Source organism: Lysinibacillus sp. G4S2, from assembly GCF_030348505.1.
In the GTDB taxonomy this organism is placed as follows: domain Bacteria; phylum Bacillota; class Bacilli; order Bacillales_A; family Planococcaceae; genus Lysinibacillus.
Map to the genome: position 1 here is coordinate 2,679,073 of NZ_JAUCFJ010000002.1, position 26,890 is coordinate 2,705,962.

The following is a 26,890-nucleotide window of genomic DNA, read 5'->3' on the forward strand; positions in this document are numbered from 1 at the left end:
CTATACTTCATCGTGTTAGTTATGTTTTTAATCATTAATTCCAATGAAATTGACCGCAACTAGAAAAAATGGTACAAGGAAATAGTGTGAAATCTGAGGTCTTATCATATTGTTAGACTTTAGTGGGATTTTTCGAAATATATAGAGAGAAGGTTTTTAGAAAATATGAAGAAAAAGCAATGGCGTGTTTCCACGCTACTTGTGATTGTCAGTATTTTTTTCGTTGCGCTCAATATGCGGCCAGCAGTCACAGGAATTGGACCACTATTTAATGTACTTTTAGAGTCACTCCATGTATCCAATACAAAAATGAGCTTTTTAACGTCTATTCCAGTGTTTTGTATGGGGCTCTTTGCACCATTAGCAGTACCATTACAAAAAAAAATTGGAACAAAAACAGCTATTACGATCTTAATAATCATCATTGCATTAGCGAATGGGCTACGCTTTATAAAAGAAAGTTATGGACTACTAGTTGTCACAAGCTTTGCTGCTGGGTTTGCCATAGCGCTTATTGGGCCAATGTTAAATGCCTATATAAAGAAGAAATTCCCGAACCGCTTTACTACAGTTGTAGGTATTTATTCATTTGGTATTGGAACAGGGGCAACATTAAGTGCAGCACTAACAGTAACATTTTATAATCGTTTTCATGAGAGCTGGACAATAGCACTCGGCAGTTGGTCTGTACTAGCAATTATTGCTCTTTTCATTTGGTTACTGACAATACAAAAAGAGCAGGATGAGTTGGCCGAAACAGATGTATCGAGTGAAAATAATGCGCGAAATCCATGGGAAAATGTCCGTGCTTGGACAATTTTAATTTATTTCGGTTTACAAACGTCGTTGTTTTTCTCAATGATGTCTTGGTTAGCACCGATGTTACAGGATAAGGGCTATTCACTAGTCGCTGCAAGTTCTATGCTAACATTTATGTCCATCGTTCAAATGATTGGAAATATTTCTGTTCCTATACTAATGGAGAGATGGTCGAATCGAATCGGTTGGCTTTTCTCTTTAGGAATCCTAGGTATATTCGGCTTTGCGCTACTATGGGTAGGTTCAGGTGCTATGTTGTGGGTTGCGGTATTAATAATAGGTATCGTTTTAAGTGGCTTATTTCCTATTGGACTATTGTTACCATTGGATGAGGCTAGAAATGATGAAGAGGCAAATAGTTGGTCATCAATGGTGCTATCAGGTGGCTTTATGATAAGCGCGATCATCCCTATACTTATTGGCTATTGCTATGATGTCACTGGTAATCATACATTTACCTATGCCATTTTTATGACTTTAATGCTTGGCATTGTAGCTACTACAATTATTTTAAAGAAAAAATAATTTTGAGACATGCGCGAATGTACGGGCATGTCTTTTTTAAATAACATTTTAAGCGTAAATTATAAGGCATTTTTCACATGAAAGCTAAAAAAGAATCGTTTTTTATAGGTATAACGAAATAAATAAAGGGGGTGAGTAGTATTTTCATAATATATAAATTACTATAATATTATTATGTAAACTTGAAACGTATATAAACCTTGTTTATTATAGAGATAGATGTTTAAAGAAAGTTTTGGTGAACGTATGCGGAAACAAATGCTCATTCTTGGAGCAACAGCTGTACTTTTAACAGGCTGTGGAAATGATTCATTGGCTGAAATGTTTCATACTAAAAAGGCCGAGGTAAAATCGGAAAAAGTTGTGAAGAAAAAGGAAGAAAAAATTGTACCAGAAGTAAAAGTAATTGGAGAGAACGGAATCGGTGCAGGGATCATTGTCAAAAAAGAGGACGCAAAGCTTTATATTGTGACAAATGGTGCGCTCGTAGCTTCAAAGCCAGCTGCTCTCGTACAATTTAATAATAATAAGCTTGTGGAAGCCAATGTACACTATATGTCTACAGCATATAATATCGCCATTTTAGAAGTTACATACAACGCATCGGTAAATGTGCCAACCGTATATAACGGGGAATTAAATCAATTAGCTGTTTATGTCGATAGCTTACCGCACGTCATTGAAAAATATAGTGACAGAAAAGCAGCTTATTACATAGATGCAGAACAAAACATACCTTTAGGGAGCCCTGTTCTAGAAGCGGAAAGTGGTGAAATTGTAGGCATCTATTTTAAACGCCAGCTAAACGGTGTTTCACAGCCGTACATATTACCATTTAAAGATATTGTGCAGTTATTGGATGAATGGATTGAAGAGGGTATGAAAACAAGTGAGCGGCTTTCTCAATCAAAAAATTTATATTCATATATAGAACAAGGCGACAAAGAAGCAGTCCAGCAAGCTATTGATCGATATGGAAATAACATTTTTGCTTTTAATGGCGATGAAATAAAGCTGTTTTTAGATAAATTTCATAAGCAATTACAAGCAGCTGTTGAGATTGATGATGCTAGTGTCATGAAACCTTTCGTAGGTATAGACGAATTACAAAGTACATTGGATGGTATGGTTGCGTATTATAAATCCAAACATGCGAAAATACATTTTTCCAATACGACGATTAAAAATATTAAAATAGAAGGGCAAAATATTGTTGTTCGTGCAAAAACGGAATATGTGCTAACGAATGCTGCTGGCCAACAGGCACTTGCGAATTCTATGATGGTATATGAAATAAATAAAAATGAACAAGGCGAATATAAGCTCATTCGTCTAACAACTGAGGAGTGAAAAGTTGGATGGAGCAAGCAAGACAAATGCTACAACATCATTTTGGCTATGATTCATTTCGCAATGGACAAGCACCAATAATAGAACAAACATTACGAGGTCAATCAAGTCTTTGTGTGATGCCAACTGGCGGAGGTAAATCAATTTGCTATCAAATTCCGGCACTGATGCTAGATGGTCTTACAGTCGTCATATCGCCTTTAATTTCTCTAATGCAAGATCAAGTAGAAGCATTACGTGCCGCCAACATTCCGGCCGCGTATATAAATAGCACTTTATCCGTGCAAGAAGTGAATGAAACGATGCAACTTGCGAGTGCAGGATATTTAAAGTTACTTTATATAGCGCCAGAACGATTAGAGAGTGTAACGTTTTTACAAGTATTATCAAATTTATCTGTACCATTAATTGCTGTAGATGAAGCCCACTGTATATCCCAGTGGGGGCATGATTTTAGACCAAGCTACCGAGCGATCCAAAAATTATTTACATTATGGCCCCAAAAGCCAACTGTCCTAGCACTAACGGCAACTGCTACACCAGCTGTTTGTGAAGATATTAGACAATTATTAGATATTGACGAGCAATCTACTGTAATTACCGGCTTTTCGCGTGATAATTTAGCTTTTTCCGTGTTAATTGGTGAAAACAAAGAACGCTACATTAAAAACTATTTAGTGAAAAATAAAAATGAAGCGGGCATTATTTACGCAGCTACTCGAAAAGCAGTAGATGCCATCTATGAGCTTTTAAGTCGTTTGGGAGAATCTGTTGCTAAATATCATGCGGGACTACCAGAGGATATGCGTACATTAGAACAGGAGCGCTTTTTAAAAGACGAGGCGCGCATTATGGTAGCAACCAATGCATTTGGAATGGGAATTGATAAGAGTAATGTACGTTTTGTCATTCATTATCAAATGCCGCGCAATATGGAGAGCTATTATCAGGAAGCAGGCCGTGCAGGACGTGATGGCTTACCGAGTGCTTGTATTTTGCTGTATGCGTCAGGCGATGTCCAAACACAACGCTTTTTAATTGAACAGATGCAGGATGAAGCCCGCATTAAGCAGGAACTAGCGAAGCTGCAAACGATGGTCGATTATTGTCATACAGAAGGCTGTCTACAAAATGCGATCTTAACGTATTTTGGCGAGGTAGCAGGGGCGCCTTGTAGTCGTTGTAGTAATTGTAATGATGGACGAGAAGTCAAAGATGTGACAGTAGATGCACAAAAGGTGTTAGCCTGTGTCGTGAGGATGGGGCAAAAATTTGGCAAGACAATGGTAGCTCAGGTGCTAATTGGCTCCAAAAATCAAAAAATGACGGAGTTTGGCTTCGTAAGGCTATCTACCTATGGCATTTTAAAAGGTCAATATTCCTCGAAGGATGTCTCAAGCTTTATTGAATTTTTAATTGCTGAGAGCTTACTTGCCGTTAAGCACGGCACGTTTCCGACTATTTACGTTTCAGAGGAAGGCAAAGAAGTTCTTATGGGCAATCGAACGGTTATGCGAAAAGAAGCTGTTACTGTACGTAAGATTGTAGACAATGATCCGTTATTTGAGCATTTACGATTATTGCGTAAAGAAATTGCTGATGAAGAAAAGGTACCACCATTTGTTGTGTTCTCTGATAAAACATTACGTGATTTATGCGATAAAAAACCAATGGAGCTTGAAGGATTGCGACATATTAGTGGGATTGGCGAAGTAAAATTCGAAAAATATGGTAAGCGTTTTTTCGATGCCCTTCATTCTTTTTTAGAAACAGTTTAAAGAGAAAAAAAGGAGTGCTTAATTCAACAGAATTAAGCACTCCTTTTAAATTCGAAAAATATAACAAAACGTTATTTCTCCCAAAGCTCGATTAGTCGACCTTCAGGATCTTTAATCCAAATAAACTTTCCAAATTCACTTATTTCTTTTTCCTTCTCAAGAGGAACACCAATATGTTCGAGATGCTTAATAGTTTCGTCTATATCATGTACTTGGAAATTTAACATTACTTGTTGTTCTATTGGAAAATAACTGTCATTTTCGTTAAAGAATGAAAAGACCGTCTCATTTCCTAATTCGGGTTTAATCATAGTTCCATTCCAATTGTCTATTTCCAACTTCAACACTTCACTGTACCATTTTTTGATAACATCAAGATTGTTAGTTCTCCAAAATATCCCCCCGAAACCTTTTATCATCATATCTAGCTCCTGTCGACTTTAAATTTTTTCGTTTTTCGAATTTATGTTTAGTTCCTTCTTCAACTATACCGCTTGAATAGTTTAAGTACAATTTTTCACATCAATCATTTGGGTAGGTTACTTCTTATAAAACGATCGTTAGTTGAAGGTTTTTATTTCATACTTAAAAGTTATTTCTTCATCAAGAATTGATAATATATCGTCGAGGTCAAAAAGCTGTTCTATAAACAGATACTAACATTTTGGAATAATTGTTCTTCAAGCCTTCGACCGTAAGTGAATTTCTTCACCATTTCTTTCTCTAATTTAACATAAATATCCATTTATTTTTGACAATTAGAATCAAACTCGTTCACAAAAAAAGTGTGATATCTTCAAGTTTTTAGATTTTCCAAAAAATTGGCGGTACCCATAAGTAGTAACAAAACAAAAAGAAGAAACCCGGAATATTAATATTCCGGGTTTGATTCTCACTTACTTATAGTGCTCCATGACACACTGCCTCGCTTCCGCATTGAATCTTAAAATTTTTTAAGACAACTTTGCTTTAGCTTCATTCAGCTTTGATGGTCCTTCTGAGTTACCGGTCAGCCCCACTCATCGGGTTAACCCTCCTTGTCATTGGATTTGAAGTGAAATCTTTAATAGTATAGACCGTTTATTATTTCTTATTCACGTTATTTGAAAATGTTTCGACTAGATTGATCAGAAGAGGCTTTTAATTAGCTAAAAGCATTATCTTATAATGACTGAATTTTTTAAACTAACGTGGACATTAATTTCGATCCTTCACGTACGGGAGAGGTTAAAAACTTTATCTTATTATCAGGTGTGTTGATTAACCATTTTTATCCATCCTAATTAAATTAGAAGGATCTGATTTCCGCTACGGGCTACTCGCTTTGTTGCTGACGCTTCGCTTTCGCACAGATAAAACATTTTGTCGCTGTCGCTTCGCACAGAGCAAGGCTTCCTGCGAGCGAGCGTCGAGTAGCTCTACGCTACAAACTCTTCATCATAACATGTGGTTGATTTCTTTGATAGAAAGAGCTTGGTTTCGATAAAAGCCCAAATAGTTTCGATAAAATGAGATTTTGTTTCGATAAAAGCTCAAATAGTTTCGATAAAGAGCGATTTTGTTTCGATAAATCTTCAAAGTATCCCTATAAAACGAACGAAAGAACTTTAGCGATTCTGTTTTAGGGCTCGACACAAAATAGCAACAAGAAAAACCCTTTCATCGATCAATAATAAACCTACTTTTTCCTAATCAACACGCCTGTCTTATTATGAAAAATTCATTTTGAAAACGGCATTACCTAGGTGATTCGTCTATCGAAATGAATGTTTATATTAAAGCTATTTTTCCCAATGCTCAGTGATGAACTGATCTCGACCTGAAAGCGCACGGTCCTTCTCATAATGTTCCGACTCTTTTTTGTAATAGTCCTGATGATAATCTTCTGCAGGATAGAAGTGCTTAGCATCGCGAATTGTGGTTACAATAGGTTTATTAAAGCGACCACTTTTTTCTAGTTTTTCCTTAGATGCTTCGGCAATGCGCTTTTGCTCTTCTGAATAGGTGAAAATTGCTGTCGTGTATGATTCACCACGGTCATGGAATTGACCATAGGCATCCGTTGGGTCGATTTGCATCCAGTAAATATCAAGAAGCTGTTCATAACTAAAAACGCTAGAATCGAATTCAATTTCGACTACTTCTAAATGGCCCGAAGTACCTTTTTTAACATCCTCATAAGTAGGATTTTCTATATGGCCGCCCATATAGCCCGAAGTAACGGTATGTATACCATCCCATTCAGCAAATGGCTTTACCATACACCAAAAACAACCGCCAGCAAACGTAGCTTTCTCAATCATATTGATCATCCTTTCTTTTGTGAAGATATTATAGCATTATTTTGCTCATTTCTATCAAATAGGGTGTAAAATAACGAATAGGTAGTTGATGATAGGAGCGGCAAGGTTTACAATGAAACTTTCCTAACGATGAATCGTTACATTAACTATAAAAAATAGAGGAGTTATAAGTTTATGGAAGAGCAAGATTATTCAAGACGCTCACAACGTCCCAAAAAACGTAGATTGCGAAAAGGGAGAGCATTGATCACATTGTTATTACTCTGTGTCATAGTTATTGTGGGCTATGCTGTTAAGCAATATCGAAGTGGGCTAGAAATGGCAAACGATACAAAGGTAGCTCAGGAGGATTTCAGCGGCGATACAGTAAAAGGCGATGTTGAAAACTATTTATTATTAGGAATCGATACTCGTGGTGAAGAAAAATCACGAACAGATACAATGATGGTATTATCTTGGAATAAGAAAACAAATGATGTCAAACTCGTATCATTTATGCGAGATATTTATGCGAATATTCCAGGTTATCAATCCTATAAGCTGAATACGGCTTACTATTTAGGCGGTGTTCAATTATTAAAGGATACGATTAGCAATATGTTTGGCCTTCCGATTCATCATTATGCTATTATCGATTTTAAAAATTTTGAATCACTTGTCGATATTTTAGCGCCAAATGGAGTAAAAATCGATGTAGAGAAGGATATGTCTGAAAAAATTGGCGTTTCATTAAAGCAAGGTGAGCAATACTTAAATGGTAAAGAATTACTTGGCTATGCCCGTTTCCGCCACGATGCTGAAGGTGATTTTGGTCGTGTCGCACGTCAACAAAAAGTTATCGAAGCCTTAAAGAATGAAGTATTAGCGCCTCAAAATATATTGAATTTACCAAAATTCGTAGGTGCAGCACAAGGCTATGTAACAACGGACTTTTCATCTAAAGAAGAGGTTCAGCAAGTGCTTAAAATGGTGTCAAAAGGTAAAGTCAACTTAGAAAAAGCAACGATTCCAATCGAAGGTAGCTATAGTTTCAAATACTTTAGTCATGCTGGCGATTCAATTGTAATTGATGTAGAGAAAAATAAAGAATTTTTACGTAAATTTTTAGGTATTTCATTGGAGTGATGTTTCGCAAAAACCAATATTATATTGTAAAATAAAGGTATAGGATTTGTATTGGGGTGAGTTCATGGAAAAAGAAAGACCAAGAGAGCGTTCGAATTTCTTTTCAACAAAGTTTATTCGCTTTTTAGGTGGTAAAAATTTATTTTTTACACTAATTATTTTATTATTACTGGCATGCGTTATTTTTATGTTCCAAAAAGTTTCCTTTATATTTACCCCGCTAAAGGTTTTATTTCAGGTAGTAATTCTACCAGGGGTACTAGCCAGTATCGCGTATTATTTATTACGCCCATTATTAGGGCTTTTAGAGAGGTGGCGTATCCCAAGAATTTGGGGTATTTTACTTCTGTATATCGGTGCAATTGGCATATTAACTTTATTAGTATTACTTGTCTATCCGTTTTTGCGAGACCAGTTTACTAATTTAGCAAAGGAATTCCCAGAGTATTTTATGGCGTTAACGCAAAATACTGTGGATTACCTCAATAATTCACGCATCACTGAGTACTTAGATAAAATGAATTTTAACTATAATGAAGTAGTGAATAACTTTACTACGGATATGGTGAAAACGGTAAAAGATACAGCTACAAACTTAGCACAAGGCGTGGCAACTGGTATTACTGGCTTCGTTTCAACCTTAACAGGAATTGTCCTATCATTAGTGACAGTACCATTTATTTTATTTTACTTACTTAAAGATGGTGAAAAACTACCGAACTTTATTTTAAAAATGTGCCCGCCACGTATGCGTAAAGAAGTACATGAAATTTTCCACGACATGGACAAGCAAATTAGTTCATACATACAGGGGCAAATTTTAGTATCCATGTGCATCGGTTCAATGGTGACAATCGGTTTTTTAATTATCGGTATGAAATATGCCTTATTGCTTGGATTCCTTGCTATGATCACGAGTGTGGTTCCATACTTAGGACCAGTCATTGCGATTACACCAGCTGTTATTATCGCTCTTGTAACATCGCCGTTCATGCTAATTAAGCTAGCGATTGTTTGGACAGTCGTACAGCTGATTGAAGGGAAATTCATTTCTCCTCAAATTATGGGTAAATCGCTTAGTATCCATCCAATTACAATTATTTTCGTGTTATTAACGGCAGGTTCTTTATTTGGCGTACCAGGTGTTATTTTAGGGATTCCAGGCTATGCGATCTTTAAAGTACTTGTGACACATTTATTTAAGCTATTCAAACAACGTTATAATCGTTATGAAGATGAGGAACTACAAAAATATGAGGTGTAAGAAGAGACAGCTATTGCGATGTGCAGTAGCTGTTTTTTTATAAATATGTTAAGACTTACTATTGAAATCACTGTGTCATTTTTTCTTGGGTAGAAGTGTTTGAAGTTAGTTGATTTGTAAAAGTATGTAGTGCTTCTGTAAATTTTTCATGCTCTTCAATAAAAGGGAAGTGGTTACTATTTTCAAATATTAGAAGGCTTGAATTAGGCAACAGGTTATGTAGTTCTTCAGAAAATTCAATAGGACATTGAACATCATATTTTCCACATAAGATTAAAGAAGGAACAGAGATGTTTTTTATAGCTTCACAGACATCATAATAACGTAATTCAGATGTGTAAGCCTGCCATTCTTGATTTATTAATAGCAACAAATTGCATTTCTTTGTAGTATTCATCTACTTTTTCTTTAGAATGAATACATAACTCGAAGAATTTTTTTGCTGCAGATTCTTTACTTTTCTTACTCATAAAAGGTAACATTTTAAAGAAGATTTTTATCATATCTTTTTTGTATTTTCCGTTTTCCACATTGAATAAATTGTTTTTAGAGCGGTTTATTTTATTTGATGCTGCTGTACCACATAAAATAATTTCAGAAAGTTTGTCTGGATACATAGAAAGATAAGTTAAACCTAAAAAACCTCCTGTTGAGTGTCCAGCAAAAGCCCAATTAGAATAATTAAGTTTCGTTCGAATACTTTCTAAATCTTTCACAGTTTCTTCCATGCTTAAGTCTTTTTTTGATTTAATTTTAGTGGAAGACCCTGTATTTTTTAAATTTACTAATATTACTTTATAATATTCTCCAATTGCAGCGGAATATGGCTCTTTACCAGATAAAAATTCTTGGTATAAATGTGCTATACAAATAGGATCTGTGCCTTTTCCACCAATAAATACTTCAAATTCTCCACGCTCTGTTTTAATTATTTCTCTTAGCAAAAGACTTCATCCTTTCTTATTTAAAGAGTAGTAAAAATAAAGGAATAGTTATAAATACTTTTATAAATGGGTTGTATAGTTTACTCCTTTCTAAGGCTAAATTATATCACAAAAATTGGAAACAAATTGTTCAAATCATGTCTTATCTTATTTTGAAGCATAGGCAAGATATAATATTGCTATGGTTTTTAATACCTAATTTCATTTTGTATATATTATTCGTGTACACTATTTGTTAACAAAATATGTCGGTCATATAAAAAAACAAGTAGGAGATCCGTTATCTCCAACAAATACGCTAATATACGAGGAGTGTGAAGGTATTTGAGGATATTTGTAGAAGATTTAACGGGAGGTGTTTTATGAAGAAGATGTTATTAGCAATTGGGATGATCATTATAATTGTTGGAGCATTCGTATTCCCCAACAAGCTCTGCTATCCTTCACTCCCATTAGAAATATGAGCAAAAAAGAAGTTGTCGGAAAATTAAAAGAATCTGAGAGGGAAATTGTTAAATTATCCAACGAACTTGGTCAAGAATGGTATATTATAAACGAGCGTAATCCAGCCGTAGCTGATGAAATTATCAAGGAAATGGTTAGTCAAAAAGGGTGGATTTTTAAACAAAAAGAGGGTAGTGGGCTCTTCTTTGAAAGACATGGTGAAAATTTGATTGTAGAAACACAAATGTGGACTAGTGACTTTACGTTAGTGGAAATTCCAGTTAATTTTAACGAATAAGAGTGTTTAATAAATGATAACTACATATATAGGAGGGCTTTATGGGATATATCAAGGATTTGCGTAAAGTAGTTGGTAGTAGACCATTAATTATGTGCGGTGCTTGTGTATTAGTCATTAATAATCTTCAACAAGTTTTACTGCAGCACCGAATAGATAACGGGTGCTGGGGATTGATTGGAGGTTCAATGGAGCTAGGTGAGACTTTGGAGCAAGTAGCTCATCGAGAATTATTTGAGGAAACGGGGCTTACGGCTAAAAATCTTACTTTTATCAAAACTTATTCGGGACAGGATTTTTATTATCAATATCCTCATGGTGATGAAGTATATAATGTAGTTACAGCTTTTGAATGTAAAGAATATAGTGGCTTACTCAGTCATGATCGTGACGAGGCAACAATGCTTCAATTTTTCCCTTTAGATGATTTACCAAAAAATATTAGTCCACCCGATAAACCGATACTTGATGATTACATAGTAAGCAATAGCAAAAACCCTTCCAACAATTAATGTTAGAAGGGTTTTCATCTTGTTTAGATAATTATTTTTGTGATGTTACTTGCACTTGTGCTAAACGATCAACAGCTTCTTGTAGCAATTCTTTCGGTTGTACTAACGCTAGACGTAAATAGCCTTGTCCAGCTGAACCAAATACTGTACCAGGGACTGTAACGATACCAGCTTGTTCAATTAGTTTAAAGGCTAGCTCAGTGCAGTCCATATCGTACGGATATTTAGCCCATACGAACATGCCACCGTCAGAAGGCGCTGCATCCCATCCTAAAGCACGTAAGCCGTTCATTAATGTTTTATGACGTTCTGAGAATGTTTCACGTAAGCTTGCTGTAATTTCCTCCGCATTATCAAGCGCTACGACCGCAGCATCTTGAATCGGCTCGAAAATACCAAAGTCTAAATTTGATTTTAATTGCTTTATTATTTCAATCATTTCCGCGTTGCCGGCGATATAAGCGATACGTGTACCTGCTAGGCTAAAGCTTTTTGATAAAGAGTTAATTTCCATCCCAACTTCTTTTGCACCAGAAGCGGCTAGGAAGCTAATTGGCCCATCTCCTGTAAAGTAAAATTCAGAGTAAGCCGCATCATGTAACACGATAATATTGTACTTTTTAGCAAAGGCAATGACCTTTTCAAAGTATGCGATTGAAGGCATTGCCGGCACTGGGTTACCTGGTAAGTTTAAAATGAGTAGTTTTGCTTTTTGCGCAATTTCTTCAGGTACAGCATCTAAATCTGGTAAATAATCGTTGTCAGCTGTTTGTGGCATATAGTATGGTGTTGCACCTGCTAAATGAATCCCTGCATCATAGGCAACGTAAGCTGGATTTGTGGATAATACGATGTCACCTGGATCACAGAAGGCGATTGGTAAATGCACTAAGCCCTCTTGAGAGCCAATTGTTTGAATGATTTCAGAAGCGGGATCTAAATCTACATTGCTACGATGTTTATAATAGCGGCTAACGGCTTCATAAAAACGTTGAGTGCCTGTTAATGTATACCCGTAAGATTCTGCTAGACCCGCTCTATAGGATAAATGCTCACGGATTTTAGCATGTGGGGGAAGGTCAGGGCTACCTAAACTTAAGTCAATCATTGTCATGCCTTTAGCTTCCTGTTGTTTGGCATGCTTTTTTAAATCTCCGAAAATTGCTGGTGTAAATAAAGACATTTTTTTAGATGGTACGATTTTCAAACTAGTACACTCCTTATAGTTGTATAACAGAATAGTAGTTCACATTTTATCATACAAAAAGGCATAAAGGGAAAGTTATTCTGAAAAAAGAATATATTTCAATAATGGAGAAGATGTGTGCGTAGGCTAGCGGAAATATTTTAGTCAATGCTTGAAATAATAATTTTGACGGAAAAAGAGTAACATTTCTGCTATGATAATGGAATGGAAGGGAGGCTATGAAAAGAATGAAAGTTTATTCTTTAAGTGGTCCAAGTGGAACAGGGAAAAGTACAAGCGCACTAGTTTTCGCCCATAAAATCGGGGTAGAGGCTCTTATAGATGATGGTCTTTTGATTGTTAAAGGTGTGAAAGTAGCAGGAGTCTCTGCAAAATTTGAGAAAAATACGATAACAGCAGTTCGGCGAGCAATTTTTACAGATGATATCCACCGTGAGGAAGTAAAAAAAGCACTTGATACATATAAGGTACAATCAATTTTAGTAATCGGCACGTCCGATAAAATGACAAAGACGATTGCTCGACAGCTAGTGCTTGATCCTATCGAAAAATATTACTATGTCGAGGATGTGCGTTCCAAAAAAGAAATCGCTAAAGCTCGCTTTATTCGACAGACGCAGGGCAAACACGTCATGCCTATACCGTACCGACAAGTAGAGCAAAATTTTTTTAAACGGCTCGTCCAAAAAGGGAAAGAGATTTTCTCTTCAAAGCGTGAAAAAATAGGGGAGACGACGATTGTTCGCCCTGATTTTCAACAGGAATATATCGATATTGAAAAGCAAGTTTATGTGCAGCTACTTACGTATTGCTGTGCAAAACAAAATATCGTACACAAGGTCGAGCAAGTACAATTTGTATTAGGTGAGCTAGCACAAGCAACGATTACCTTACAACTTAAACTGCCAATTAAATACTCATTACCAGATCGATTGTATGAATTACAGAAAACGATACAGGCCGAATTTTATCAGCATTTTGATTATGAATTAGATGCGATTCATCTTCATATTAAGTCGGTAGTGATCAAGCGAAAATCATAAAAAATAGGTACTCCAATCGCAAGTAAGGCGAGTAGAGTACCTATTTTTTATTTTGACTGACGCGTAAAGTGCGGCTGACGCTTTTCTACAAAGGCACGGCAGCCTTCTGCAAAATCCTTTCCTACAAATGGTGTTGAACCTTCCCATAATGTTGGCACACTGTCCACACATTCTTGAACAGATTGCTTCACGGCTAGTAAAGATTCAGGCGACATTCCAGCAACAAGCTTACCCATACGAATCATGTATTTATTTAAATCCTTTTCAGCTACTAAATAGTTAAGCATGCCAAGCTTAAAGGCTTCTTCAGCTTTAAACATACGACCTGTAAATACTAAATCCTTCGTTGTAGAAGGGCCTACAAGTTGAACTAAACGCTGAGCAAATTTGTTATTTAAGGTGATCCCTAATTTACCGACAGGAATCCCGAGCTTTGCTTTCTCGGAGCCAATGCGAATATCACAGGCTAATGCAAGCTCTAAGCCAGCACCCATCGCTGGGCCATTGATGACGCCGATTGTTGGAATTGGTAAACGCTCAATAGTGGAGATCGTTTTTTCCATATGTACAAAGGCTTCTTCGGCTTTCTCAAGGGAAATGGCGTTAAATTCTTTAATATCAGAGCCAGCAGTAAAGTTTTCGCCAGAGCCGCGTAAAATCAATACTTTATTTTTGGGATTATCTAATACTTTCAGGGCAATTTTGGCTAATTGATCCCACATATTTGCTGTTAGTGCGTTTTTAGCCTGTGGGCGATGAATCGTAATAATCGCTAGACCAGCTGTTTCTTGATAAATAATTTTTGCATCCTCTGCCTCAAGTCGAGTTGTTTTTACTTGCATACTAGAAAAGCCCCCTATAGTTAAAAGTTGTTAAACTTATTATATAACACAAATGGCAATAAACACTAAATTATACGAATTTTCATGTAAATCAGCCGTGTTTTACAAGAATAAGGTCATTTTAAAGAAATTGTACTACAACAGAGTAAGGGAAATTGCTATTGTAAGAAAACAAAAGATGTGAGACACTGCTCTAGGAACATTTGTTTCTTCATTGTGAAAGAAGCATTTGAACACTTGAAGCGGGATAGCGTAACAATAATACAGATTATCCGACACTATTGTTTATATAAATAAATAAAACGTACGCACCCAAAATATAGTAAACTATAATTAAAATACGCACAGTTAACAAGGAGGGTGCAAGATGGTCACACTGGAGAAGGCATGGAACAGCTATTTATTACTTTTAAACTCTTTAAAGAAAAGTGCAGCTACCAAAAAGCAATACAATATCGATGGACAGCAATTTTTAGCGTTTGCTCATGAGAAAAACTACTCGTATGTGGATCATCATTTAAAGGAATTGTTATTTACGTATAGCAATCATTTGAAGGAAACGTACACAAATGTCAACACATTTAATCATAAAATTGCTACATTACGAGGCTTTGTAGACTTTGTCTTTTTAAGAGAATGGGTTGAGCATTTTGATTACGAGAGCATTTTACAGCCAAAAAAGAGGCAAAAAGAGGCGTTAAAAGTACTGACAAAGAAGCAATTGATGCAAATTGCAACTGTCTGGCCAACCTATTTTCAATACGCTAAAACAACGGAGCATGCGTGGCTAGCAAGACGTAATGGCTGCATTGTCCAAATGCTGATGGAAACAGGATGTAAGCCAGCAGAGCTTGTACGTATGAAGTGGTCTCATATGACCATCGACTCTTCCTTAATTTATATTTCAAACCACAACGGACGTAGAGAAATAAAGCTTTCTCCGATCTTAATGGACATGCTAACACATTATAAAGAGGCAACAGAGGAATTACATGAACAAAAGGTGGGAGAATGGATTTGGGTTAGCGAGGCTAGTCAATCAAAATCCATCACGACGAAAACAATTGAGCGAATTTTCCAAACGATGTCTAAGGATATCGGAACGAATGTTAGAGCAACAGATTTGCGCTACACTGTCATGCAAAAGGCTTTTCAAAGTGAAAAAACAATCGAAAATATTCAGGAAAAAATGGGGTATGTACGAAAATGGGTGCTTACTGAAAGACATGGACGTTTTGAATAAAGATGGATAGTTTTTTCGTTTGTCTTGAATTGTTATTAAGTGGGTACAAAATATAAATAACAATGGATAATATGCACACACTTATTAAAATCTATTCATAATGGAATTGGCACTTGCACTAGAGAAAAACTAAGGAGACATGAATATATGAAAAACCTTGAAGATTTAATAAATGCAATTATTAATGAGTCAATACTAAGGGAAAAAACGTATACATATTTAATTTTAGGGACTAAGAATTCATTTACGAGCGGATATTTTACTATTGATAATAATGAAGCATCATATGATGGTGACATTACGATTGCACTTTTTAATAAGTATGTCAGCGAGATTGAGACTTTTATGCAGGGGCAGGGCGTTCTTTGTATCAAAGTAGATGCGGGTATATTGGCTGAGCATTGCTTGGTAAAAGATATGAACCCTGAACTATTTGATATGGATGTTTTTGAGTTACTTAATTATCAAAGGTACGGTTTGGAACCTATGGAGAGGGAAAGAAAAGATGTTTTGCAGAAATCGTTACGGGCAGAAAAAATTAAAATTACATTAGTCTTTGCATGTTATATGAATGATATGGACCGAATTAGAGAGTTAGTTTTCCGTGCAAAAAAGTCTGATTTGGATAAGATCTTGGAATATCGGGGCACTCCATTACAGTTTTGCAGTATGCACAATAATGTTGAGGCATTTCGATTATTAGCCGAAAGAGGCGCAAACATAGGTAAACGAGCTCTCACACAAACACCTCTTGAAATTGCTTTTAAATATTCAAGCGATATTGTTAATTATATTCATTCGGAATATCCAGATATTTATGAGAAGGAGGTAATAAAGAAAGGTTTTAATATCGCTCTTCATTGTCAAGATGTAGTTCTACTAGAAGACATTTTAAAATTAGGCTGCGACATGGACCAGGAAAGAAAGCCATTCCCTCCACTTCACAACTTTGCGGATACTAATAACGTTATCGGAATTAAATTCCTTCTGGATCGTGGAGCTAATATTGAATGCAGGAATCAGTATAAACAAACAGCGCTGCACAGGGCAATTAAGGCTAGAAATACTGCTGCTGTTCAAATGCTATTAAAATACGGCGCGGACATTTATGCTAAAGATAACGAAGGAAAAACAGCTTTGGATTTAGCGGAAACTTGTGAAAATGAAGATATTTTACATTTTATAGAAAAATAGCCGTGGAGATGTACGAGGACGATCTTATTATAAGGCAAAGTTACAGCAATTCTTATGAAAGTAAATGAGCTGAGTAATCAAGTTGAACTACGTATACAACTGATTTAACTTCAAATGTAACCAATACAAAGCTACACGATTAATGAAACATTAATTTGAGAGGTTATGGGGAATTTTACTAGTATTTATACAGTAGAATTAATCGATGGTGTATTCTATATAACTGCATTAACCCTGTAATAGTAATGTATAAAAAACCACACATAGACTAGTCACGGAGAACCGTATCACAAATATATGCGACCCTTTTTTAGATTTAATGAGTGAAGGAAATAAAGGTGGTTAGTAGTGGTGGGATGGATAAAAGGTTGTATTAAAGAACCATAGACCGTACCACACAGCGAAATATAGCATGTTTACAGGGAAATAGCTAATGTATGATTAGATAAGATTATTTATATAATAAGGAGGAAATTTAATTATGGATTTATTGCACCCTATATTCGGAGAGTTAGAGTTAAATGAATTTGAAGAATACGAAGCAATTAGACTTACAAAGTTTTCAGGATTAGAAAAAGAAGTGAAAATAACTTTTGATGATGAAATCAACGAAGAACATTGTCAAGCATATCAATCTTTTATAGAAAATTTAGATAGAATAACTCCGGATATAATACAGTCTATCATTGAATATCAGAATGAATGTCATGATTACACTAACTATACAGCGAGTTTTAAATATTTCGAAAATACTAATGATGTCTTAGAAAATACCGAACTTTTTGAAATTGCTCTTCAAACCGAACTTCATGGAGTAGTTACGGACTCAAACCTCTATCATAAAGTAATGAAAGAAGAACTAAATGGCACGGAAGAAGAAAGATACTTAGTGCTATTGTTTGAAGCAAAATGGGTAAATGATGATTATCGCATCTTAAGTGTTGCTTTGGCGAATGAAAAAGTGATTTATGTGACAGATGAAAATATTACAGTTTAATTTGGAGATTATGAGCATAATACGAAGTTTATAAATTCCAGCTTATATCACAGAAACTATATAATAAATGTTTTGAATCATCTTATAAATTTACATTATACAGAAATAAAAAGAGTAATAGGATAAGTCTTTCGCTGGAATAGGGATATCTTTATCAGAACATCTGATAAGGAGATTTACATAGGATTAAAACCCAAAACGATAGATCTTAATAAAACCCTTGATTCTTCTACTTAGCGTAGAAAAATCAGGGGTTTTAATTTAAAACACTGCACACATTGTTACAAATGATTCACTGCTTTAACGCTCACTTTAACTGTTAAATCATGTTTTCCACCTGAATAAACACCTTCAACCGGGCTTATATCAGAATAATCACGGCCAATGCATAAAATAATGTGATTTTCTAATACTTCTACATTATTGGTTGGATCCAGACCAATCCAACCGATTCCTGGTATCATGACTTCTACCCAAGCATGGGTTGCAATATCTCCGATTAAGGCGGAGTTTTCGTCAACGTATAAATAACCGCTAACATAGCGAGCTGGAATTCCTTTTGCTCTTAATATCGCAAGCATGACATGTGTGAAATCCTGACAAACACCTCGCTTAAGGGCAAAGGCTTGACTTGCAGTTGTCGTAACGTCGGTCGCACCAGGATTATATTCAAATGTTGAGTATAAATATTGCATTAAATTTAACGAAAATAGCACAGGATTTTCAGCATGGCCAATCGCATGATAAACTTCCTCTAACTGATTTTCTGTCATATACGTAAAATGTGTAGACTTTAAATAGGGCAAATAATGCTCATAAAATAGCTGAGAGTGAAAAATCGTCTGCATCTCGGGTGAATATTGAATGCGATGAATAAAGGGTGCACGTTGAATGCTGACAATAGATGTCGTTTGAATTTCTAGCTCTTGGTGCTGCTCAGGTATATAAAAAGTGCCAACCGTATTGCCCCAAATATCTGTATGCTCACGCGTTAAAGATGAAGGTGTAATGGCAATTCGATAGGATAATAAGCGCTGGCGCTCATCGCCTCTTGGCTTCAAGCGGATTGTATTTAAGCTTTGATCGACTTCAGACTCATATTGAAAGATATTAGTATGTTGAATTTCAAATTTCATTGTGTCCGTTTCCTTTTGATTACTGACTTGCTTGTTGAAAGGGAGCTGAGGTTGATTCCTTTCAAGGTTGTACGCTGGGTTCATATAAATGATAAATTGTAGCAAATGTATTTCCAAAATCAATACATTGACACAATCTTTCCTCCATTAGCAGAATAGTTTCCTCTAAGGTAATATTCCATAAGTCCACATTCATCATGGCAAATAATAAACTTTTTAATGGGGTATGAAGCTCTAAAAATCTTGCTGAAAGAGGATCGTTTTCTAAACAACTAAACGATTCTTCTAATTTTTGTAAGCAAAACATCACTGAACGTGGGAAATGCTTATCCTGTAATAAATATTGAATGACACAAAGTAAATTTGTTTGGCGGTGCTTCCGCGAATAAGCCTCCGTTGCCTCTGATAAATCGAGTAAAAACGTTCCGTCCGCTTCAATTAGGGAGATGGCTACCTCCTTATGTTGCTCCAGTACAATTAAAGCCATACGAATCGTCTTTTCAGCTCGTTCTAACCATTTTCCAACTTGTATGAAATAAAAAGGTAAATCTCGATCCATCGAGCCTTCGATAAGCCCTGTAACCGTCAACGAAGTCTTTCGAATATTTTGTAAAAAAGAGTTCAGTACGATAAGTGGAATTGGTCTTTCACGTCCGATTATTTCTTGCTGTAAAGATAAATAAAAGGCATTTTGCAATTCCCAAAGCTCAATCGGGATGCTATCACGAGTGACACGTGCATTTTCCCTAACCGCACGTAAAGTAGCATGAAGGGCGTTACAGTTCTTTTCAGAAAAGAGTAGATAGTCGATAAGTGGATTAACTCGAATGGATTCATAAAAGGTCAAGTATTCTTCCTTCGAGGCACAAATATTCAACACCGCTTCCCAATGGTCGATGTATTCATTTTCTTTACCAGATTGCTCCAACATATTCAACAGCTGTACTTGTAATATATGTGCATTCGTTTGTGTTCGTTCACTATATCTTGCCATCCAGTATAGTGCATCGGCTACTCGACTTAGCATACTGTAATTCCTCCTTTAATATCCATGTATCTTTTGCTCCTCCACCCTGTGATGAATTCACGACTAAAGATCCTTCTTTCAGTGCCACACGAGATAAACCGCCAGGAAGCACATAAATATCCTCACCCTTCATCACATATACACGCAAATCGACATGGCAAGGGTACAATCTTCCATCCTGGAAAGCAGGTGCTCTTGACAAGTTAATCGTCGGTTGTGCAATGTATTGACACGGGTTTTCTATAATTTTTTCTTTAAATATCGCAATTTCTTCATCGCTTGCATGTGGACCAATTAGCATATCATAGCCACCAGAGGCACTAACATTTTTTATGACAAGCTCTTTCATATGCTCAAGAACCCATTCACGTTGTCTGTCATCATCAAGATGATAAGTCTTCACATTACGTAAAATAGGCTCCTCATTTAAATAGTAGCGAATCATATCCGGCACATAGGTATACATCGCTTTATCATCGGCAACACCGTTACCAACAGCATTTAAAATGGCTATATTTCCAGCCTTATAAGCATCCATGATATGAGGGACTCCAAGTAAAGAATCCTCACGGAAAACAACAGGATCTAAAAAATCATCATCAATTCGACGATAAATAATATCAATTTGCTCTAGACCATAAATTGTCTTCATATACACCTTATTATTTTGAACAACTAAATCACGACCCTCGACAAGCTGAATATTTAGCTGCTGTGCTAAGAAAACATGATCATAATATGCTGAATTATACATACCTGCAGTTAATAGAACAGCCTTAGGTTCTACACTTAACTCCATACAGGGTGGCCGATGAGAAAGGAGTGCCTTCTTCATAAAGGCCATTTGTTTGTCAAGTGACTGGATGGTATGTTTAGAGAAAAATTCAGGATACACTTCCTTCATGACATATCGATTTTGAAAGACATAAGAAATACCTGAAGGATTACGTAAATTATCCTCTAACACGTAATAAATACCGTTTTCATCACGAATCAAATCAATGCCAGCTAAAAAAATATGATTATCGATCGGTACTTTTACACCAACCATTTCTTTATAATAGTACGGATTGTTCTCAATCAATCGTTTCGGAATAAGCCCATCCTGAAAAATGGACTGTTCATGATAGACATCCTGTAAAAAGCAATTTAGAGCTTTCACACGTTGCTTCATACCAGCTTCAATTACTTCCCACTGTTCATGTGGAATAATTATAGGAATAAAATCAAAGGGCATTGTTCGCTCTGTGCCACCTTGTGCTCCGTATACGGTAAATGTAATGCCTTGTCTCAGGAAGCTTGATTGTGCTTGCTGGTATTTTTCATTTAATTGTTCCTTCGAGAATGCATTGAGCTTATGGTGGAAAGACCGATAATGAGGCTTCGGTTGATTGCCATCTAACATTTCATCAAAAAACAAACCAGATTCATAGAATTTCATCATATGGATCGCCCTCCGAATTTAAGTAGTAGAGAAAACGTGTTAAACTAAATATGAATCAATTTCGCCTTGGCGTAATTGAGTCCGGATTTCGAATTGTGCTCGCACCAATTTTATTCCTTTCAAAATCTGTGTCATCCGCCAAAGGCTTTATCTTCCTTTAGCACCAATTGAGAAGGAACCACATCTGCATTCATCTCACCACTTTTAGAGGAATGAAGATAAATACATAAAAGGAGCTTTAAAAAATGACAATCATTAATTTAATGCAAGCTTATGAGTTAGACAAGCTTTCAAAATTAGGTTTAACTGATGAGGAAATTGTACACACATTGCATACAGGGGATGTATCAGTCTGGCAGGAAAAAGTACCAAACTATGAATTTTCCGAAACAATGGCACTTTATCAAGAAGGAGAACAAACGTTCTTGGACGCTCTGCATGGTAACTATCGTATCAAATATGTAACTTTGCCAGGCATTCAGCGTTTACTGTATCTTCGTTTTCAATTAGAAGAAGGTAAGGATTATCAATTATTAGAAACAGGTATCCAGCATTTAACTTGTAGTGAGGAAAATATCGCGAATCTTCAACAAATGCTATCAACAAACTGGTCTCTAGAAAAACAAGTAGATGGGACATATAGTATTTTTGTTAAGTAATTCGCTTTCGCACAGATAAATAATGCCTCTGAATCAATAAAAACCAGATAATTCCATGCGCATTGTGAGACAAATCGACACGTATAGTTACCCATCTTTTCTTTTTTCGAATCGTCTCACAGGATTTAAGTACACTAGATTTAAATATTCATTTTTTCTGCACTTTATGCCTAAAAATTGAAACTTTCATTAAAACTTTAAAAAAAGATGATTTTCTTTCTAAAAGAGAATCATCTTTTTTACTTTTCACAGCAAGAACGTTTGTTCTGATTTTCGAAAAAAGGGCATTTTTTTCACTATAAAGTTCCCAAATTTATATTTGGGAACGTTTTTCGTGGTAAAATAGAGTAAATAGAGGTGATTTTATGGAAAAGACTAAACTTCCTAAAATAATGAGGGACTTCCTTGTCTATTTAACGACGATTAAAGGGAAGTCTCAGCGCACAAGAAAAGAATACGAATATGATTTGACATTATTCTTCCGTTTTTACATAGCAATCCAAAATGATCATGACATATCAGATATAACGAAAATAGATATTTCTACAATTACAATAGAAGAAATCAGAGAGATTACACTGGAGGATCTTTATTTATTTATGGAGTATTGCGAGGTGCAGCGTGGAAATTCTGCATCTGCGAGAGCACGAAAGGTTGCAACGTTAAAATCATATTTTAAATATCTTAAAGGGAAACGCCGACTTCTTGAGGAAAATCCCGCTGATGAATTAGAGACACCAAAGATTGGACGAAAAAGACCTATCTATATGAATCTTGAAGAAGCCACTCAATTTATCGATGGTATCCAGCCAAATCGTGCATCTCCAAGAAATTATTGTATGATGATGTTTTTCTTAAATTTAGGTATTCGTGTAACAGAGCTTTGTCAGCTACAAAGGTCATCTATACAAGGGCGCTACTTAACTGTTGTTGGTAAAGGTAATAAAGAACGGACAGTTTACTTGAATGATAGCTGTATGCAGGCGCTTGCAGACTATGAAAATAGTGGAAAGACAACGTATAAAGGTGATGGCGAGGAGCCCCTTTTTGTCTCACAAAAGGGAACACGCTTTACACGTCAAACCGTTGCGAAAATTGTTAAACAAATTAATCAGCAATCCGGACTTCAAAAAGAACGACTGACACCTCATAAATTACGACACACATCCGCTACAATGATGTATAAATCAGGGGCAGATATTCGAAGTCTTCAGCATATACTTGGCCATTCAAGTGTTGCAACGACACAAATCTACACACATATTGAGGATGAAGAGCTACAACATGTACTCGAAAATAATCCATTCAATATTGTGCGAGAAAGATAATTTTAAAGGAGATTTATATAATCGAAGAGAATACTTTACATTGTATAGAACATATACAGAATAAGAACCAAAACTTTTGGTGAGGAGAGTAGTGTATGAATCAATTAATAAATGATCATCTGTGTAAAACGAGAAATATTTTAGTTAAGGAAATTGAGTTATTAAGTGACAGTCAATTGAATGATAAGCCTGATTTAAGAAGTTGGAGTATAGCCCAAATTTGCCATCACCTAGCTTTAGTAGAAGCGTCTACAGTAAAGGCGATTGCATGGGGATTAAAACAAGAAGATAGTAAGCAAACGGAACGCAAAAATGTTCAACTTATCGTAGATCGAACAAAGAAAATAACAGCTCCAAAAATTGTTGAACCAGCTGAAGACTTCGTTACAGTTCAGCAAATAATGGAGATGCTTAACGATTCGAGAAAAAAATTAACAACTTTCCTTGATACAATTGAAGATAAATCCATATTAGCAGAAAAATCCGTGAAACATCCTGCTCTAGGTGAACTACCTCTGGATCAATGGCTTGAACAAATTTATTTACACGAGCAACGACATATAGTGCAAATATTAGAAATCAAAATGTGTTTAGAGGTTGAGCATTAACGGAATCGCAGGTGACAGAATACAAAGAAAAACAAGACTGTTGTTAAAGAAATTATACTAGAAATCAAAAATTCAATCGTCATAGAAATAGTCTGGAACATGTTAATGATTTTTCCGAAAATGATAATTCGATTATTAGGGTAACGTCAGGAAAATGCGGATTTACAATGTTAAGGAAATACCAATATTAAAAAGCCAATTTCTCAGTATTAATATAAAGAAATTAGGCTTTTTTTCGTTGCCCCGTTATAGATCTTTAAATTTAAATAGATCTTGTGTACTACAAATGATTCGAATTAAGTCTGTAACCTAAATGATGTAATCTTCCTGTAAATTCTCTAACAATTTTGAAGTTGCTCGCGATCCGTTGCGCTCCTGAAACATCCTCTTCATATATAATATCCATTCCGATCTCATTCAGCTGCTGAAAATTGCCTTGAAGGATTCTGGCTAATCGAACTGACACGAATATGCCGTTTTACGGCATATTATTCCCTTATTTTTGAGTCAAGTCTTGTGAGATTCTCTTAACTATGTTTTTATCAGTCTACTGTACTTGGTTCAAGATAGTACACTCTCTTGAGATAAGAATGAACTAGAAAAAAAATAATCGTACCTTATCCTTTTGTTCTTGGATACAATAGGCTTTCTAAAAGTTGGAGAAAGTGTCACAAAGTATAGCGCCCATTCGTTATAAAGAGTGAGAGGAGGAATTACATGAAAGTTACAAACAAGGATTATAAAAAAATGGAAGAACTATACGAGTTGTATGAACAAAAAATTTATTATGTGGCCTATCCTATTTTAAATAATATTCAGCAGGCTGAAGATATTGTTCAAGAGACGTTTATTACTCTCTATCAGAATCTTGAAAAGGTCTGCAACTTGAACACCCAAGAGCTTAAACGCTACATATTGAGAATTGCGAAAAACAAAACGATCGATAGCTACCGAAAAAATAAACGACATAAAATCTTTTTAGAAGAATATCAAAAAGAGTCGCCAGAAGTAGTAGATGAAAGTATTGAAGAGTGGGAACAGCATTTAATGTGTGAGGTTCAAATTGATACATTGCTAACAGAGTTAAATGATTCATACAGACAGGTTTTTAAGTACAAAGTCTTTTATAATAACTTAACTTATCAGGAAATTTCAAATCTGATGGGAATGACTGAGGTAAATGTCCGCAAGCAATTTGAACGTGCTCGAAAACAAGTACAAAATATTATAGGAGGTATAGAAAATGACGAATTCAAAGAACTCCAAAAAAATGGATGACTTAGTTGAAAAAATTGCTTTAGATGATTTTGATAGACTGGATGAACATCATGAATTTTCAGATACTTACAAGCATAAAAAGAAATTGTTTATGGAAGAAATTAAGATGAAAGGCGGACAACCACAAGCAAAACGTAAAAAGAATCGAATTTTAATCGTTGCTGCCTGCTTAATGATTGGCATACCAACAACTGCTTTTGGCGCAGTGAAAGTCTATGATATGATTGTCCAAAAACAAAATTATGAAGTAAATGTTTCAGTGTCAAATAATGCCTCAAAAAAGAATGACAATTGGTATAAATTAAAAATGAATTATTTGCCGGAAAATATGGTAGAAATCGAAAATGCTCCTATGAAATATTCATTTAAAGATAACTACGCAAAGGGTGGATTTTCATTCTTTCTTTCGAGAGTAGGTGAAAATTCAAATTTTCAAACTTTATACTCAAAAAGCTACGAAGAAAAAGAGATAAATGGTAGGAAAGCAGTGATTGTCAATAAAGACACTGGAGATAAAAGTATTATGTTTGACAGACAGGTCTATCTTTTATTTGAAGAAGAGGGGATTATGCTAGAAAGTACTGTTGGAGTCGATGTAAGTGAAGAGCAAATGATGAAAGTCATGGAGAACATTTCACTTGAGCCCACATCAAAAGAGCTGGCATCATATATAGCAGATTATGATGATGCTCTTTTTAGCGAAGAGAATGAACCAACAGAATCAATCGTTATTCCTTTGAAAAAAGACAGCAAACAACTATTTAGTGTAGGAGAAAAGATTCCAGTAACTATAGATCAAATAAGCAGATTAGACAGCCTCGAATTTGTTATAGAAAAAGTTGAAGTCTTTGATTCAATCAAAGATTTTAAACAAGATAACTTTAATGAATCAGCACTAGGAATACTAAGTGAGAATCAGGCTTTAGATCAGAAAAAGAAATTGTTACCGTATAGACGAGATGTATATAAAGTTGGAAATGGTAAAGAATCAATTGACGAATTAGTAGATTCACAATTAGTTAATCCTAAATTTGTCTACCTGACAACAACAGTGAAAAATATTGGTAAACAGGCAATAGAAGAACTCTATATGAATCCATTCATGCAAGTGCTTAAATATGAAAATAATGCATGGAACTATGCTGTAGAAGATGGAATTGACGAAAAAAGTATTATGTGGGGCGAGGTTGATTATCTAGCACCGCACGGGAAGGGAAAAGATTTTTACAATATTGGCAGTATCCTACCCGGACAAACGATGAAAGTTCACTTAGGTTATTTTGTAGACGAGGATAAACTGGATTCAATATTCCTTGATGCTTTCAATTACAGTGGGTTTGGTGATTATGAAAACATGAATGAGAAAGATCGTTTGTGGATTGATATTCGTAAATAGTAAAAACGATAGGAACAAATAGATAAAAAAGGTTGCTAATATTTAGCAGCTTTTTTTAGTAGAAAGAATTTTTATAAATTAATCCAATTTATCTCCAACAGCAACAAATTACTGAAATGAGACGGT

25 protein-coding genes and 1 pseudogene are annotated in these 26,890 nt (G+C 35.4%); 16 read left to right on the forward strand and 10 right to left on the reverse strand.

What is annotated here, in order from left to right:
* The first annotated feature begins 165 nt into the window (after positions 1-165).
* The 3 genes from QUF91_RS13835 (at position 166) to recQ (ending at position 4,472) form a co-directional block, all read left to right on the forward strand.
* Positions 166-1,344 (forward strand): MFS transporter, encoded by a 1,179-nt coding sequence (locus QUF91_RS13835; RefSeq protein ID WP_289418132.1) that lies wholly within the window; start codon positions 166-168, stop codon positions 1,342-1,344.
* A gap of 246 nt (positions 1,345-1,590) precedes the next feature.
* On the forward strand, positions 1,591-2,694 hold the full coding sequence (locus QUF91_RS13840; protein WP_289418133.1) for a TcaA NTF2-like domain-containing protein: 1,104 nt from the start codon (positions 1,591-1,593) through the stop codon (positions 2,692-2,694).
* An 8-nt stretch (positions 2,695-2,702) separates the two neighbouring features.
* Positions 2,703-4,472 (forward strand): DNA helicase RecQ, encoded by a 1,770-nt coding sequence (recQ, locus tag QUF91_RS13845; protein ID WP_289418134.1) that lies wholly within the window; start codon positions 2,703-2,705, stop codon positions 4,470-4,472.
* A 71-nt stretch (positions 4,473-4,543) separates the two neighbouring features.
* On the opposite strand, the gene QUF91_RS13850 is transcribed toward recQ, so the two are convergent.
* The gene (locus QUF91_RS13850; protein ID WP_285397503.1) at positions 4,544-4,891 is read right to left on the reverse strand and encodes a VOC family protein; all 348 of its coding nucleotides are present in this window, start codon (positions 4,889-4,891) and stop codon (positions 4,544-4,546) included.
* Between the two features lie 1,362 nt (positions 4,892-6,253).
* Positions 6,254-6,775, reverse strand: a complete 522-nt coding sequence (msrA, locus tag QUF91_RS13855) for a peptide-methionine (S)-S-oxide reductase MsrA (RefSeq protein WP_289418135.1) — start codon at positions 6,773-6,775, stop codon at positions 6,254-6,256.
* A gap of 174 nt (positions 6,776-6,949) precedes the next feature.
* Here msrA and QUF91_RS13860 point away from each other — a divergent pair, with 174 nt between their 5' ends.
* Together QUF91_RS13860 and QUF91_RS13865 are read left to right on the forward strand one after the other, a co-directional pair.
* Positions 6,950-7,900: an LCP family protein gene (locus QUF91_RS13860; protein WP_285397505.1), complete on the forward strand. Its 951-nt coding sequence runs from the start codon at positions 6,950-6,952 to the stop codon at positions 7,898-7,900.
* Positions 7,901-7,964: 64 nt separating this feature from the next.
* The gene (locus QUF91_RS13865) at positions 7,965-9,164 is read left to right on the forward strand and encodes an AI-2E family transporter (protein WP_285397506.1); all 1,200 of its coding nucleotides are present in this window, start codon (positions 7,965-7,967) and stop codon (positions 9,162-9,164) included.
* Between the two features lie 67 nt (positions 9,165-9,231).
* Here QUF91_RS13865 and QUF91_RS13870 read toward each other — a convergent pair whose 3' ends face one another.
* Both QUF91_RS13870 and QUF91_RS13875 read right to left on the reverse strand, forming a co-directional pair.
* Complete coding sequence (locus QUF91_RS13870; RefSeq protein WP_289418136.1) at positions 9,232-9,534, reverse strand: alpha/beta fold hydrolase; 303 nt, start codon at positions 9,532-9,534, stop codon at positions 9,232-9,234.
* Positions 9,494-10,108: an alpha/beta fold hydrolase gene (locus QUF91_RS13875; RefSeq protein WP_289418137.1), complete on the reverse strand. Its 615-nt coding sequence runs from the start codon at positions 10,106-10,108 to the stop codon at positions 9,494-9,496. Before QUF91_RS13875 ends, QUF91_RS13870 begins: the two co-directional genes overlap by 41 nt.
* A 355-nt stretch (positions 10,109-10,463) precedes the next feature.
* Here QUF91_RS13875 and QUF91_RS13880 point away from each other — a divergent pair, with 355 nt between their 5' ends.
* Together QUF91_RS13880 and QUF91_RS13885 are read left to right on the forward strand one after the other, a co-directional pair.
* Complete coding sequence (locus tag QUF91_RS13880) at positions 10,464-10,850, forward strand: hypothetical protein (protein WP_285397508.1); 387 nt, start codon at positions 10,464-10,466, stop codon at positions 10,848-10,850.
* A gap of 41 nt (positions 10,851-10,891) precedes the next feature.
* The gene (locus QUF91_RS13885; RefSeq protein ID WP_285397509.1) at positions 10,892-11,362 is read left to right on the forward strand and encodes an NUDIX hydrolase; all 471 of its coding nucleotides are present in this window, start codon (positions 10,892-10,894) and stop codon (positions 11,360-11,362) included.
* A gap of 31 nt (positions 11,363-11,393) precedes the next feature.
* On the opposite strand, the gene QUF91_RS13890 is transcribed toward QUF91_RS13885, so the two are convergent.
* Entirely contained in the window at positions 11,394-12,569 is a 1,176-nt protein-coding gene (locus QUF91_RS13890) for an aminotransferase class I/II-fold pyridoxal phosphate-dependent enzyme (RefSeq protein WP_289418138.1), read from the reverse strand.
* 227 nt (positions 12,570-12,796) lie between these two features.
* Between QUF91_RS13890 and QUF91_RS13895 the strand changes: the two genes are divergently transcribed.
* Complete coding sequence (locus QUF91_RS13895) at positions 12,797-13,612, forward strand: hypothetical protein (protein ID WP_289418139.1); 816 nt, start codon at positions 12,797-12,799, stop codon at positions 13,610-13,612.
* Between the two features lie 47 nt (positions 13,613-13,659).
* Here QUF91_RS13895 and QUF91_RS13900 read toward each other — a convergent pair whose 3' ends face one another.
* Positions 13,660-14,454: an enoyl-CoA hydratase/isomerase family protein gene (locus QUF91_RS13900; RefSeq protein WP_285397512.1), complete on the reverse strand. Its 795-nt coding sequence runs from the start codon at positions 14,452-14,454 to the stop codon at positions 13,660-13,662.
* Between the two features lie 367 nt (positions 14,455-14,821).
* Here QUF91_RS13900 and QUF91_RS13905 point away from each other — a divergent pair, with 367 nt between their 5' ends.
* From QUF91_RS13905 to QUF91_RS13915, 3 genes are all read left to right on the forward strand, one after another.
* A complete protein-coding gene (locus tag QUF91_RS13905) occupies positions 14,822-15,697 on the forward strand; it encodes a tyrosine-type recombinase/integrase (RefSeq protein WP_289418140.1) in 876 nt (291 codons plus the stop codon).
* Between the two features lie 147 nt (positions 15,698-15,844).
* On the forward strand, positions 15,845-16,891 hold the full coding sequence (locus QUF91_RS13910) for an ankyrin repeat domain-containing protein (RefSeq protein WP_289418141.1): 1,047 nt from the start codon (positions 15,845-15,847) through the stop codon (positions 16,889-16,891).
* A 481-nt stretch (positions 16,892-17,372) separates the two neighbouring features.
* Complete coding sequence (locus QUF91_RS13915; RefSeq protein ID WP_289418142.1) at positions 17,373-17,888, forward strand: DUF6985 domain-containing protein; 516 nt, start codon at positions 17,373-17,375, stop codon at positions 17,886-17,888.
* A 281-nt stretch (positions 17,889-18,169) separates the two neighbouring features.
* On the opposite strand, the gene QUF91_RS13920 is transcribed toward QUF91_RS13915, so the two are convergent.
* The 3 genes from QUF91_RS13920 to QUF91_RS13930 all read right to left on the reverse strand — a co-directional run bounded on the left by QUF91_RS13920 (position 18,170) and on the right by QUF91_RS13930 (position 21,495).
* On the reverse strand, positions 18,170-19,024 hold the full coding sequence (locus QUF91_RS13920) for a transglutaminase family protein (protein ID WP_285397515.1): 855 nt from the start codon (positions 19,022-19,024) through the stop codon (positions 18,170-18,172).
* A 61-nt stretch (positions 19,025-19,085) separates the two neighbouring features.
* The gene (locus tag QUF91_RS13925) at positions 19,086-20,051 is read right to left on the reverse strand and encodes an alpha-E domain-containing protein (RefSeq protein WP_289418143.1); all 966 of its coding nucleotides are present in this window, start codon (positions 20,049-20,051) and stop codon (positions 19,086-19,088) included.
* Positions 20,005-21,495 (reverse strand): circularly permuted type 2 ATP-grasp protein, encoded by a 1,491-nt coding sequence (locus QUF91_RS13930; RefSeq protein ID WP_289418144.1) that lies wholly within the window; start codon positions 21,493-21,495, stop codon positions 20,005-20,007. Before QUF91_RS13930 ends, QUF91_RS13925 begins: the two co-directional genes overlap by 47 nt.
* Before the next feature lie 245 nt (positions 21,496-21,740).
* Between QUF91_RS13930 and QUF91_RS13935 the strand changes: the two genes are divergently transcribed.
* The 3 genes from QUF91_RS13935 to QUF91_RS13945 all read left to right on the forward strand — a co-directional run bounded on the left by QUF91_RS13935 (position 21,741) and on the right by QUF91_RS13945 (position 24,090).
* A complete protein-coding gene (locus tag QUF91_RS13935) occupies positions 21,741-22,154 on the forward strand; it encodes a hypothetical protein (protein WP_289418145.1) in 414 nt (137 codons plus the stop codon).
* Positions 22,155-22,519: 365 nt separating this feature from the next.
* Entirely contained in the window at positions 22,520-23,482 is a 963-nt protein-coding gene (locus tag QUF91_RS13940; RefSeq protein ID WP_285397519.1) for a tyrosine recombinase XerC, read from the forward strand.
* A 95-nt stretch (positions 23,483-23,577) separates the two neighbouring features.
* Entirely contained in the window at positions 23,578-24,090 is a 513-nt protein-coding gene (locus QUF91_RS13945) for a DinB family protein (protein ID WP_289418146.1), read from the forward strand.
* A 312-nt stretch (positions 24,091-24,402) separates the two neighbouring features.
* Here the strand turns inward: QUF91_RS13945 and QUF91_RS13950 are convergent.
* Positions 24,403-24,560, reverse strand: a pseudogene (locus tag QUF91_RS13950) (recombinase family protein); the annotation flags it as partial.
* 247 nt (positions 24,561-24,807) lie between these two features.
* Here QUF91_RS13950 and QUF91_RS13955 point away from each other — a divergent pair.
* Together QUF91_RS13955 and QUF91_RS13960 are read left to right on the forward strand one after the other, a co-directional pair.
* Positions 24,808-25,368: an RNA polymerase sigma factor gene (locus tag QUF91_RS13955; protein ID WP_289418147.1), complete on the forward strand. Its 561-nt coding sequence runs from the start codon at positions 24,808-24,810 to the stop codon at positions 25,366-25,368.
* Positions 25,334-26,764, forward strand: coding sequence for an anti-sigma factor (locus tag QUF91_RS13960; protein WP_289418148.1), 1,431 nt, complete (start codon positions 25,334-25,336; stop codon positions 26,762-26,764). The genes QUF91_RS13955 and QUF91_RS13960 overlap by 35 nt, the downstream gene beginning before the upstream one ends.
* Positions 26,765-26,890: the final 126 nt, after the last annotated feature.